Raw genomic sequence first — 11,916 nt, forward strand, 5'->3', positions numbered from 1 at the left:
ATCGCCAGCACGCCTCGGGGAACAGTCGAGGCTTTGGAAACAGCACCTTACGGAAGATTGACGTTACGTCATATCGCCCTTTGCTGGATCTTGGGAGACCTGAACATGAAGATACCGCGCGCAGCCTTACCGGTGCTTCTCGCGACATATTGCGGTGCCGCCCTGGCGGCGCAGGACGGCGCGACCGCTCCCGCCACCGCAAAGGCCAAGCCTCACAGACAGGTGCAGGCGGAGGCCTCCGCCCCCCTCAGCCCCCGCTGGGTTCCGCCGAAATGGGAGATCAAGGGGCTCGTGGTGTGGGTATTCACGCCCGGACATTTCCAGCGCGACTGACCACTCGACGTCTCAACCCTCCCCAAGCCGGCCCACCGGCAAGGGGGCCGGGCCAGGTTCAGGGCGTGAAGCCGGAGGGAGCCAGTTCGAACCCGGCGAAATCGAACGCCGGCGCCACCGTGCATCCCACCAGCGTCCAGGCCCCCAGGCTTTCGGCCGCCTGCCAGTGGCCGGGCGGCACCACGCCCTGCGGCCGTTCGCCCGTGCCAAGGTTCGCCCCCAGGCGCAGATGGCGGACCGGGCCGCCGGGTGAGGCGATGGAGAGGGTCAGCGGCGCTCCGGCATGCCAGTGCCACACCTCGCTCGCATCCACCCGGTGCCAATGGGAGCGTTCGCCCGCCGCCAGCAGGAAATAGATGGCGGTGGAGGCGCCGCGCCCGCCGTCCGGCGCGGTTTCGCGGAAGGTCTCGCGAAAATGGCCGCCCTCGGGATGGGGCTGGAGACCCAGAGCGGCGATCACCTCGGCCGCCGACAGGGCGGCAACGGCGCCGCTCATCCCCGGAACACATTCTTGCGGGCGCGCAACTCGGTGAACACCGCCGAGGGGTCCGATTCCCCAAGGCCCAGCCGCTCGGCCATGGCCGGATCGTCGGCGCGCAGAAACGGGTTGGTCAGCTTCTCGTCGCCCAGCAGGGCGGGGATGGTCGGGCGCCCCTCCTTGCGGGCGGCCTCCGCCTCGCCCACCCGGCCCAGCAGCGCGCCGTTCTCCGGATCGACGGAGAGCGCGAACTTGCCGTTGGCGACGGTGTATTCGTGCCCGCAATAGACCGCGAGATCGTCCGGCAGCATGCGCAGGCGCACCAGGGAATGCCAGAGCACCGGCGGGTCGCATTCGATCGGCCGGCCGCAGCCCATGATGAACAGCGTGTCGCCGGCGAACAGCAGCCGCTCGCCCTCGAACAGATAGACGATGTGCCCGGCGGTATGGCCCGGCGTCTCCATCACCCGGCTGATCAGCGAGCCGACGGCCACCGGGTCGCCGTCCACCACCTCCACGTCGATGCCGGGGATGCCCGCCGCCTCGCGCTTGGGGCCGACCACCGTGGCGCCGAACTGCGCCTTCAGCGCCAGCACGCCATCCACATGGTCCGCATGATGGTGGGTGACCAGGATATGGGTGAGGTGCCAGCCCTCGCGATCCAGCGCCTCAAGGATCGGTGTCGCCTCCGGCGCATCGATCACCGCCGTCGCCTCGGTGGCGGGATCATGCAGGAGCACGGCGTAATTGTCGCTCAGGCAGGGGATGATCCGGATTTCGGCCGACATGGGTGGCGTCCTCCCTGCGTCAAAGAGCCCGCGCGGGGCATTCGCTGAACCTGCGCGGCACGTTCGTTGAACCTGCGCGGGAGCTTGCACCTGAGTATCACGCCTACTGGTGAGGGCAAGCCGGCCGGATGGTCGCAGCGTCAGCGCCGCGTGCCGCCATGCTATAAGAAGCGATCTTGAAAGGGGTACCATGTATCTCGATGTCGTGGATCTGCGCAGTTTCTACGCCCAGCCACTGGGGGTTGTGACGCGTCGGCTGGTCAGCCGCGCCGTGCGCGCCCGGTTCAACAATGTGCAAGGCCTCTCGGTCCTCGGCATCGGCTATGCGACGCCCTATCTCGGGGTGTTCCGGGGCGAGGCGGAACGCTGCATCGCCATCATGCCGGCGGCGCAGGGCGTGGTGCGCTGGCCCTCCGCCGCGCCCACCCTCGCGGCCCTCGCGGACGAGACCGCCTTGCCGCTCCCCAATGCGTCCATCGACCGCGTGGTGGCGGTGCACCTGCTGGAGATGACGCCCGACGCGGCCGAGATGCTGCGCGAGGTCTGGCGCGTGCTGGCGCCCGGCGGGCGGCTGCTGGCTGTGGTGCCCAACCGGCGCGGAGTCTGGGCCCGGCTCGATACCACCCCGTTCGGCAATGGCCGCCCGTTCTCGCGCGGGCAGGTGGTGCGGCTGCTGCGCGAAGCCCTGTTCACCCCGTCGGGCTGGGACGAGGCGCTATATTTTCCGCCCGTCTCCAACAATTGGCTGCTGCGCACGGCGGTGGCCTGGGAACGGGTCGGCGGCCGGCTCTCCCTGCCGTTCGCCGGGGTCCATGTGGTGGAGGCGACAAAGCAGCTCTACCGCCCGGCCGCGATCAAGCGCCCCGCCCTCGCGCCCATGCTGGACCCGGTGTTCGGCCAGGGGGTGCCGGCGGGACGAATGAGGCTCAATCGTTCCGGCTCAGCAGGAACACCGCCTGCTCCCCCAGCAGGTTCCACACCCACCACGGCATGTTGAAGCGCACCGGGTGGCCGGAGGAATCCAGCGCCACCGCCTTTTCCATGCGCGCGTCCAGCACCTCCACCAAGGCGACGAAGTCGCGGATGGTGCAAAAATGGATATTGGGCGTGTCGTACCAGGAATAAGGCATGTTGTCGGTGATCGGCATGCGCCCGTAGAGCAGCAGGTCGAAGCGCGAGCGCCAGTGGCCGAAATTCGGAAACGAGACGATGGCGCGCCGGCCGATGCGCAGCATCTGCTCCATCACCCAGCGCGGGCGGCGGGTCGCCTGCAGGGTCTGTGAGAGGATCACATAGTCGAACGCGTCGTCGGGATAATGGGCAAGGTCCACGTCGGCGTCGCCCTGCACCACCGAGAGACCGCGCGCCACCCCGGCATTCACCCCCTCGCGCGACAGTTCGATACCCCGCGCGTCGCAGCCGCGCACGGTGGCCAGCAGGTCCAGCAGCGCGCCGTCGCCGGAGCCGACGTCAAGCACCCGCGACCCCGGCGCCACCATGTCGGCGATCACCATCAGGTCGACGCGCACCGAGGAGAAGCGCACCGCCGGTTCGTCCTGCACCGCTTCCCTCACCGCCATGTCGCCCTCACCGGCTGCGCGCGGCCGGCAGGCCGGCGGCCTTGGCGGCGCTGTCGAGGAAGCCGTGGGCGATGGCGAACAATTCCGGCTCATGCAGCAGAAAGGCGTCATGGCCCTTGTCGCTGTCGATCTCGGTGAACGAGACGCTCGCGCCCGAGGCGTTCAGCGCATGCACGATGGCGCGGCTGTCCTCGGTGGGGAACAGCCAGTCGGAGGTGAACGAGGCGACGCAGAAGCGTGTCTTGGAACCCCGGAAGGCATTGGCCAGCACGCCGTCGTAATCCGCCGCGAGATCGAAATAATCCATGGCCCGCGTGACATAGAGATAGGAATTGGGATCGAACCGCTGGACGAACGATTCCCCCTGGTGGCGCAGATAGCTCTCCACCTGGAAATCGGCGTCGAAGCCGAACGTGGGCAGCACCCGGTTCTGCAGGCGGCGGCCGAATTTGCGATGCAGGGCCTGGTCCGACATGTAGGTGATGTGCGCCGCCATGCGCGCCACCGCGAGGCCGCGATGGGGCGTATGGCCCTGCTTGAGATAATGGCCGCCGGCCCATTCGGGATCGGCCATCACCGCTTGGCGCCCGACCTCGTGGAAGGCGATGTTCTGTGCCGAATGGCGCGCGGCGGTGGCGATCGGCAGGGCCGCGAACACCCGCTCGGGATAGCTCGCCGCCCATTGCAGCACCTGCATGCCCCCCATGGAGCCGCCGGCGACGCAGAACAGGCGCTCGATGCCGAGATGATCGAGCAGCATGGCCTGGGCGTTCACCATGTCGCGGATCGTCACCACCGGCAGGTCGAGGCCGTAGGGCTGGCCGGTGGCCGGGTTCAGCGAGGCCGGCCCGGTGGTGCCCATGCAGCCGCCCAGCACGTTGGCGCAGATGACGTAGAACCGCTCGGTGTCGATCGGCCTGCCGGGGCCGACCAGGGTCTCCCACCAGCCGGGCTTGCCGGTGACGGGATTGGCATTGGCGGCATGCTGGTCGCCGGTCAGGGCGTGGCACACCAGCACCGCATTGGTGCGCGCGGCATTGGGCTCGCCATAGGTCTGGTAGGCGATCTGCAGATGGTCGAGGGACACCCCGGCATCGAGCCGCAGCGGGCGATCCCGCCCGAACCGCACCACAGGGGAGTGCGGCTGGTCGGCTTCGCGGCGGGCGAGGGCGTCTTCCGCTTCCGTGGTTGGAGCCGTTGGTTCGGCCAGATTTTCCATTTCCCCTAGAAGCGACGCCCCCTTGCCTGTGTCAAGCACGCGCACGCAGGCGTGAAGCCACGCGCGTCGCGCGGCGCACGCAGACGACGGGTCAGCGGCTGTTCTGGCAGAGCGGGTCCAAATCGGGGCAGCCGAGCGCGTTGCGACCGGGATTGATCGCGGGGCTGGGTTCCACCGGCACTTCGCTGATGCCCTGCGGCGCACCGCGCGGCGAGAGCGGGGCCGCCCCCGTGGAGGGGGCGGGGGTGCGCACGCTGCCGGTGGTATCGGTGGCGCTGCCGGGCACTGTGGCCTGCGGCGCCGGGCGCACGTCCAGGGGCTGGCCCTGGGCGAACGCCGGGGCAAGGCCGCCGCCCAGGACCAGGCTGGTCAGGACCAGGCCTGCGGCCAGGACCGGGGTCTTCGACAGGGCGCTGCGCATATTTTCCTCCCACCGACGCGGCCCCGACACACGCGGGGCGTCTGGTTCTTGCCATAACACGGGCGGCGCGGCAGCGGTTCCCTCATACCCGTGAACAAAAGGCGCATCTGCCACGCTTGCCGATTCGGTCCCGGTTTCATCCGGGTTCGTTCTCCCGCTCGCCGGCGCGATCCCGATCCGGGACGCGGGCCGGAAGGGAGAACGAAACGGCATCGGCGCCGTGTCAGCGATTCGCTCGGCCTTTGTTCCGCCCATGTTCCCCTGCGGGGTAGCATCCTGGCCTTCCTGCCCCGATATGGTACAGAGCCCTGCCTCAAGGGCCTTGCCGTCGAGAACCTTTCCCTGAAGATCTGCGGACCCCGCGCGCTGATGGACGATGTGACGAAGCTGGCCGTCTTGCCGCGCTCGATCCGGGCGCGGGGCGTGACCGCGGTGCTCGGGCCGACCAATACCGGCAAGACCCATCTCGCCATCGAGCGCATGCTCGGGCATGAGAGCGGGCTGATCGGCCTGCCGCTGCGCCTGCTGGCGCGCGAGGTCTATCAGCGCATCGTCGAGCGGGTCGGGCCGGAGCAGGTGGCGCTTGTCACCGGCGAGGAAAAGATCAAGCCGCCCCATCCGCGCTATTGGGTGGCCACCATCGAGGCCATGCCGCGCGATCTCGACGTGGCGTTCGTCGCCATCGACGAAATTCAGATCGCCTGCGACCTCGATCGCGGCCACGTGTTCACCAACCGCCTGCTGAACCGGCGCGGGCGGTTCGAAACCCTGCTGCTCGGCTCGGCCACCATGCGGCCGCTTGTGGAAAAGCTCTTGCCCGGCGTCACGGTCTCGGTGCGGCCGCGCCTGTCCACGCTCTCCTTCGCCGGCGAAAAGAAGATCACCCGTCTGCCGCCGCGCTCGGCCATCGTCGCCTTCTCGGCGGAGGAGGTCTATGCGATCGCGGAATTGATCCGCCGCCAGCGCGGCGGTGCGGCGGTGGTGATGGGTGCGCTGTCTCCGCGCACCCGCAACGCCCAGGTGGAACTCTACCAGAGCGGCGAGGTGGATTATCTGGTGGCCACCGACGCCATCGGCATGGGCCTCAATCTGGATGTGGACCATGTGGCCTTCGCCTCCGATCGCAAGTTCGACGGCTGGCAATTCCGCCGCCTGAACCCGGCCGAGATGGCGCAGATCGCCGGCCGCGCCGGCCGCGCTACCCGCGACGGCACCTTCGGCACCACCGGCCGCTGCGCGCCGCTCGATCAGGAATTGGTGGAGCGACTGGAAAGTCATGTTTTTGACACGGCAAAAGTGTTGCAATGGCGCAACGCGGTGCCGGATTTCACCTCCCTCAAATCCTTGATGGAGAGCCTTTCGGTCCCCCCGCGCGAGGAGGGTTTGACCCGCGCGCCGACGGCGGACGACGTGCAAGTGCTCGAAATCATGAGCAAGGACGCGGACGTAGCGGCACGCGCCACCAATGCTGCCGCCATCGCGCGGCTCTGGGACGCATGCCAGGTGCCGGACTATCGCAAGATCTCTCCCGGTGCCCATGCGGAGCTGGTTTCCACCATTTTCGGCCATGTCGGAGATGGCGGAAGACTCCCCGATGAATGGTTCGCACGTCAAATCGCCTTGACCGATCGCGCGGAAGGAGACATCGACACGCTGTCGAGACGGATCGCGCAGGTGCGGACACTCACCTTCGTTGCCAACCGCCCCGACTGGCTCACGGATCCGGAGCACTGGCAAGGCGTCACAAGAGGGGTCGAAGACAAGCTTTCCGACGCATTGCACGAACGGCTGGCGCAGCGGTTCGTGGATCGAAGGACCAGCGTGCTCATGCGACGCCTGCGAGAGAATACGATGCTCGAGACTGAGATCAGCAAGACCGGCGATGTTAAAGTGGAGGGCCATGTGATCGGCCACCTCCAGGGATTCCAGTTCGCACCCGACCCGGCCGCCGGGGGAGAGGAAGCGAAAGCGCTGCGGGCTGCCGCCCAGAAGGCGCTCGCGGGAGAGATCGAGGCGCGCGCCACCCGCGTGGGCCAGGCGGTGGACGAAGCCTTCGTGCTCACCGCCGACGGCACCATCCGCTGGACCGGCGAGCCGATCGCCAAGCTGATTCCCGGCGACGAGGTCCTGAAGCCGCGCTTCAAGGTCATTTCCGACGAGCACCTCACCGGCCCGGCCCGCGAGCAGGTGGAAGCCCGCCTCGCGCTTTGGCTGAAGGCCCATGTGGAAAAGCTGCTCGGCCCGCTGCTGAAGCTGGGCGAGGCCGAGGACATCACCGGCATCGGGCGCGGCATCGCGTTCCAGATCGTCGAGGCGCTCGGCGTGCTGGAACGCAGCCGCGTGGCCGAGGAGATGAAGACCCTCGACCAGGCCGCCCGCGCCACCTTGCGCGGCTATGGCGTGCGATTCGGCGCCCATCACATCTATCTGCCCGGCCTGCTGAAGCCGGCGCCGCGCGCACTTGCGGCGGAATTGTTCGCCTTGAAGCACGGCGGCCTTGCGCAGAAGGGGCTCGACGAACTGCCCCATCTCGCCGCCAGCGGTCGCACCTCCATTCCTGTGGATCATGAGATCCACAAGAGCCTGTATCGCGCCGTCGGCTTCCGCGTGTGCGGCGAACGGGCCGTGCGCGTGGACATTCTGGAGCGCCTCGCCGACCTGATTCGCCCGGCGCTGGCCTGGCGGCCCAATTCCCCCGGCCCCAAGCCGCCGGGTGCGGTCGACGGGCGCGGGTTCACCGTCACCGTGGGCATGACCTCGCTGGCGGGCTGCTCGGGAGAGGATTTCGCCTCCATCCTGCGCTCGCTCGGCTATCGCATGGAGAAGCGCGAGGCCCCGCCGGCCGAGGCCGAGACACCCGCGGCGCCCGTGGCCGACCCCGCCCTTGAGCTGGCCCCGGCGCCGGAAGGCGCCATCGAGGCCGACCTGCTGTTCGGCCCCGATGAGACCAGCGGCGACGAGGCCACATCGCCAGCGGCGGAGGCCGCGACCGACACCGTTCAGGACGCCCCGGTTCAGGACGCCCCGGCCGAAATGACCGCCGATGCCGCCGCGCCCGCGACAGACGAAGCCCAGGTGACTGAGGCCGAGGTGATTGAGGCAGAGGGGATCGAGGCAGAGGTCGTCGAGGTGGAAGCCGTCGACGCGCCCGCCGAGGAGACCGCCGAGGCCAGCCCGTCCCCGGAGACCGAGGCGGAGATCGTCGACGCGGTTGCCAGCAGCGAACTGCCGGCCGCCGAGGATGCCGCGACCGGTGCCGAGGCCACCGCCGAGATCACCGGTGAAGCCATGGAAGCGGCGATCGCCGAAGTCACCGGCGAGCCAGCCCTGATCGAAGTGTGGCGGCCCGGCCGTCCGCCCGGCGCACCGCGCCGCGAGCGGCCCCAGCATGGCGCCCGCGAAGGCCAAGGTCAGCGGGAAGGCCAGCGCGAGGGCCAGCGGTCCGGCGGCGAACGCCGCGAGGGTGAGCGGCGCGAGGGCCGTCCCCCCAATCGCCGCTTCGACCGTCCGCGCGAGGGTGGGCCTGAAGTCGCCGCCGCGCCCGCGGCCGAGGGCGCAGCCCCCGCCGAGCGGCAGAACGAGCGGCAAGGTGAGCGCCAGGGCCAGCGTCCGCCGCGCAACGATCGTCCGTTCCGCAGCGGCCCGCCGCGCGAAGGCGATGCGCCCCGCACCCCGCGCCCCGAGCGGGTGCAGGTCCATTCGGACCGCCGTCGCGAGAAGCCGGCCGACCCCGACAGTCCGTTCGCCGCACTTGCCGCCTTGAAGGCGCGCATGGAGGCGGACAAGAAAGGCGGCTGAGTGGCCAAGGACGATCTGCACGATCACGACGCGCCGGGCGGGGATTTCCCCGCGCCCGGCGCCCCCCAGCGCCAGCGCATCGACCGCTGGCTGTGGAATGCCCGGGTGGTCCGCGCGCGCAGCGACGCGGCCGGGCTGGTGCGGGCCGGCCATGTCCGCATCGACGGCTCCCGCGTGCTGAGCGCGGGCTATGGCGTGCGCGAGGGCCAGGTGGTGACCGTGGCCCTCGATCACGGCGTGCGCGTGCTGCGCGTACGCGCCTTTATCGAGCGGCGCGGAGATGCTACATCCGCCAGTGAGCTATTTGACGAAATAACAGCCTGAAAAAGTAAAAAGCATGTGTGCGGGACTTTGCCTCGCTTGCGTGCTGCGCCGCGCTGGAGTAGTGCGACGCGCGAAAGGGACAAGCCATGACCTACGTCGTCACCGAGAACTGCATTCGCTGTAAGTACATGGATTGCGTGTCCGTGTGCCCGGTGGACTGTTTCTACGAGGGCGAGAACATGCTCGTGATCCACCCCGATGAATGCATCGATTGCGGGGTGTGCGAGCCCGAGTGCCCAGCCGAGGCGATCAAGCCCGATACCGAGCCAGGCCTGGAGAAATGGCTGTCGCTGAACGCCGATTACGCCAAGACCTGGCCCAACATCACCTTGAAGCGCGACGCTCCGCCGGACGCCAAGGAATGGGACGGCAAGCCCGGCAAGGAAGAATTGTTCTCCCCGGAGCCCGGCGAGGGCGACTGAGCCCTTGCGCCGGAAGCATCCCCACCCGTGTCCCGGCCCAGCGACGGCAACGCCGGAGCGCGGAGCCGGGACCCAGCGCAAGGTTCCTGCGCAGCAGGCAAACCGCGCCGCGCGCTTTCTCCGCCGCGCGCTCCTTTGAGGAAGCGCCTGCGGCGGTGTCGTCGCGCTGGGTCCCGGCTCGCGTTCCGCGCCAAAGGCGCTACACTTGGCCGGGACGCGTTCCGCACCGTAGGCGCTGCACTTGGCCGGGACGCGAGGTTGCGGCGCGGCCAGTGCTGACAGTTTTCCGCGCGCCGTGTGCCGCCCATCGGATCAGGGCAGCGCGTCCAGAATTTCATATTGCGAGAGCGCCAGCGCCCCCTGTGCATCGAGATAGGCGCGGCCGAACGGCGCCGCGCGGAGCGGCTCAAGCTCCTGATAGATCGTGCCGCCGAGCGGTGGCTGCGCGTCCGCCGTCCTGCAGGGAACGGCCAGAATGAGCTTCTGCCCCACCTGATAGGCCGTGCCGCGCTCCACCCGCCGCACCTCTCCGCTAACGCTACAGGCGCCAAATCCCTTGGCGGGCGGCGTCACGCCGGTGACCGCGAGCACGATCACGCTCGCCGCCTCGCGCCGCGCTTGTTCATAATATTGCGGCGCCAGCAACGCCTGCGCGGTGCCGGGAAGGCCCAGCATCAGGCCGACAGCCAATCCGCGCGCGAGGCCCTTCCCTCGCCGAACCGTTCCCACCATCGACCCTACTCCCTTGTCCCTTCGGCACGACGCGGTGGCCCCCTGCCCTGTCGTTCGCCTTGAGGCTGCGACGCGGCCAAAGGCGGGTCCCGCCCACGCTATCCCACCAGTTCCGCCACCCGCGCCCCGTCGAGCGCCGCCACATGGCGGCCGTGCTTGCCCGTGACGGGATCGGCGGCCAGCATCGCCTTCAACACCGCTTCCTCCACGCTCTCCACCGCCGCCAGGAACAGCGGGTCCAGATCGTCATTGGAGAGCGCCTCCAGGGTGAGGCGCGGCGGCTCCGGCAGGCGGCCGGGAGAATTGGCGGTGGTGAAGGCCAGGAAGATGTCGCCGGAATTATTGCCGGAGGGCGTGCCCCCGCGCCCGATGCCGATGGCCGCCCGCTTGGCGAGGCGCTGCATCTGGGTCGGCAGCAAGGGCGCGTCGGTGGCCAGCACGACGATGATGGAACCGCGCTCCCGGCTCCACAACAGGCTATCCGTAAGGGTATCGCCCAGGCGGCGGCCGCAGATCGTGAGCCAGGGCCGCACCCCGTGATTGGCCTGCACCAGGGCGCCGACCGTGAAATCCCCGGTCGGGGTGGTCGCGATCCGCGAGGCGGTGCCGGTGCCGCCCTTATATTCGTAGCAGATCATGCCGGCGCCGCCGCCCACCGACCCCTCCGCCACCGGCCCGCCCTTGGCGCCGTCGATGGCCGCCTGCACATGCGCCTCGGTGACGTGGAAGCCGGAAATGTCATTGAGATAGCCGTCATAGGTCTCCGCCACCACCGGCAGCACCCAGAGGTCTTCGCCGATCACCGGGCCAAAGGTGCGGCACATCCAGCGCGCCGTGGCGTGATGGGCGATGCCGAGGGAGAGGGTGTTGGTGAGCGTGATCGGCCCGGTGAACCAGCCGGCCTCGTGGATCCAGTGCACCCCGGTCATCTCGCCATTGCCGTTCATGGAGAAGGCGCCGGCCCAGATGGGTTCGAGCAGGGCCTCGGGCGGCCGGGGCAGCAGCGCGGTCACCCCCGTGAGGATGCCCTGCTCCGGCATCGCGAGCGTGGTCTGCCCGACGCGCACCCCTGCCACATCGGTGATGGCGTTGAGCGGCCCCGGTCGGCCCGGCAGCGGCAGGCCGAAGCCCCGCGCCCGGCGACGGCCGGAGGGGGCATGGGTCGCGGGAGTGCCGGAGGTCGCATCGGAGGAGGACGTGGGTTTAGAGGTATCTGAATGCATTTCCATCCCGACTCCGCGCCCGTCCGGTTCATCGGTCAGGCTGGGTTTTTGAACTTCTGCGGAATTTCGCGAAATACGCGCCGAACATCGACGAAATGCCGTCCTTTGGGGGCGTTCTTCTTCATGTGCGATCGCCGGCGGGCGGGCCGGTGACCAAGTCGCGCAGGCGGCGAAACGCACGCTCGGCATAATCCAGCGCGGCGTCGAAATCCGACTGGCTCGGCAAATAGGGTGATCCCGATTTGGCCTGCGGCGTGGTCGACTCACCACCCTCCAAGGTCGTGATCCGGGCCTGAAGGCGGGCGATCTCAGCCTCATAGGCCTCGCGCGAATCCGGCACCGCCTCGCAGGAATAGCCCGATAACCCCTTGCCGCAGAAGGAAACTTGTCCGGTCTGCGTATCCAGTTTCAGCGCCCCGCCCTCGACCGGGGAGAAGCTGTAGCGCGGTCCAGGCGGGAATGCTGCCGCCGGGGCGTCGGGTTCGGCCGCGAACCCGGGAGATGAGAGCAGAAGGGCCGCAAACCCAATGGCGGCAAGGGTCGGGCCCCGCATCGCAGCCTGTCGCATGGTCGCTCTCCCTAAATGCATCGATCCCCT

13 protein-coding genes are annotated in these 11,916 nt (G+C 69.0%); 5 read left to right on the top strand and 8 right to left on the bottom strand.

Annotated elements, in window-relative coordinates; translation table 11 throughout:
* Positions 1-105 precede the first annotated feature (105 nt).
* Positions 106-333, top strand: a complete 228-nt coding sequence (locus V5F77_RS01970; RefSeq protein WP_429003617.1) for a hypothetical protein — start codon at positions 106-108, stop codon at positions 331-333.
* Positions 334-391: 58 nt separating this feature from the next.
* On the opposite strand, the gene V5F77_RS01975 is transcribed toward V5F77_RS01970, so the two are convergent.
* Both V5F77_RS01975 and gloB read right to left on the bottom strand, forming a co-directional pair.
* Positions 392-829, bottom strand: a complete 438-nt coding sequence (locus V5F77_RS01975) for a cupin domain-containing protein (RefSeq protein ID WP_429003618.1) — start codon at positions 827-829, stop codon at positions 392-394.
* Positions 826-1,599 (bottom strand): hydroxyacylglutathione hydrolase, encoded by a 774-nt coding sequence (gloB, locus tag V5F77_RS01980; RefSeq protein WP_429003619.1) that lies wholly within the window; start codon positions 1,597-1,599, stop codon positions 826-828. Before gloB ends, V5F77_RS01975 begins: the two co-directional genes overlap by 4 nt.
* Before the next feature lie 190 nt (positions 1,600-1,789).
* On the opposite strand from gloB, the gene V5F77_RS01985 reads away from it, so the two are divergent.
* The gene (locus tag V5F77_RS01985; protein WP_429003620.1) at positions 1,790-2,596 is read left to right on the top strand and encodes a class I SAM-dependent methyltransferase; all 807 of its coding nucleotides are present in this window, start codon (positions 1,790-1,792) and stop codon (positions 2,594-2,596) included.
* Here V5F77_RS01985 and metW read toward each other — a convergent pair.
* The 3 genes from metW to V5F77_RS02000 all read right to left on the bottom strand — a co-directional run bounded on the left by metW (position 2,526) and on the right by V5F77_RS02000 (position 4,819).
* Positions 2,526-3,179 carry a methionine biosynthesis protein MetW gene (metW, locus tag V5F77_RS01990; protein WP_429003621.1) on the bottom strand — a complete coding sequence of 218 codons (654 nt, stop codon included), beginning with the start codon at positions 3,177-3,179 and terminating at the stop codon, positions 2,526-2,528. The two genes, V5F77_RS01985 and metW, sit on opposite strands and share 71 nt — an antisense overlap.
* A 7-nt stretch (positions 3,180-3,186) precedes the next feature.
* Complete coding sequence (gene metX, locus V5F77_RS01995) at positions 3,187-4,398, bottom strand: homoserine O-acetyltransferase MetX (RefSeq protein ID WP_429003622.1); 1,212 nt, start codon at positions 4,396-4,398, stop codon at positions 3,187-3,189.
* 91 nt (positions 4,399-4,489) lie between these two features.
* Positions 4,490-4,819, bottom strand: a complete 330-nt coding sequence (locus tag V5F77_RS02000; RefSeq protein ID WP_429003623.1) for a hypothetical protein — start codon at positions 4,817-4,819, stop codon at positions 4,490-4,492.
* A gap of 369 nt (positions 4,820-5,188) precedes the next feature.
* Between V5F77_RS02000 and V5F77_RS02005 the strand changes: the two genes are divergently transcribed.
* The 3 genes from V5F77_RS02005 to fdxA all read left to right on the top strand — a co-directional run bounded on the left by V5F77_RS02005 (position 5,189) and on the right by fdxA (position 9,363).
* Positions 5,189-8,617: a helicase-related protein gene (locus tag V5F77_RS02005; RefSeq protein ID WP_429003624.1), complete on the top strand. Its 3,429-nt coding sequence runs from the start codon at positions 5,189-5,191 to the stop codon at positions 8,615-8,617.
* A gap of 15 nt (positions 8,618-8,632) precedes the next feature.
* A complete protein-coding gene (locus V5F77_RS02010; RefSeq protein WP_429003691.1) occupies positions 8,633-8,941 on the top strand; it encodes an RNA-binding S4 domain-containing protein in 309 nt (102 codons plus the stop codon).
* Positions 8,942-9,027: 86 nt separating this feature from the next.
* Positions 9,028-9,363, top strand: coding sequence for a ferredoxin FdxA (fdxA, locus tag V5F77_RS02015; RefSeq protein ID WP_429003625.1), 336 nt, complete (start codon positions 9,028-9,030; stop codon positions 9,361-9,363).
* A 312-nt stretch (positions 9,364-9,675) separates the two neighbouring features.
* On the opposite strand, the gene V5F77_RS02020 is transcribed toward fdxA, so the two are convergent.
* From V5F77_RS02020 to V5F77_RS02030, 3 genes are all read right to left on the bottom strand, one after another.
* The gene (locus V5F77_RS02020) at positions 9,676-10,095 is read right to left on the bottom strand and encodes a hypothetical protein (RefSeq protein WP_429003626.1); all 420 of its coding nucleotides are present in this window, start codon (positions 10,093-10,095) and stop codon (positions 9,676-9,678) included.
* 98 nt (positions 10,096-10,193) lie between these two features.
* Positions 10,194-11,324, bottom strand: coding sequence for a DmpA family aminopeptidase (locus V5F77_RS02025; RefSeq protein WP_429003627.1), 1,131 nt, complete (start codon positions 11,322-11,324; stop codon positions 10,194-10,196).
* A gap of 115 nt (positions 11,325-11,439) precedes the next feature.
* Entirely contained in the window at positions 11,440-11,886 is a 447-nt protein-coding gene (locus tag V5F77_RS02030; protein ID WP_429003628.1) for a hypothetical protein, read from the bottom strand.
* Positions 11,887-11,916: the final 30 nt, after the last annotated feature.

This window comes from Roseixanthobacter psychrophilus (assembly GCF_043195195.1).
GTDB lineage: Bacteria > Pseudomonadota > Alphaproteobacteria > Rhizobiales > Xanthobacteraceae > NCEH01.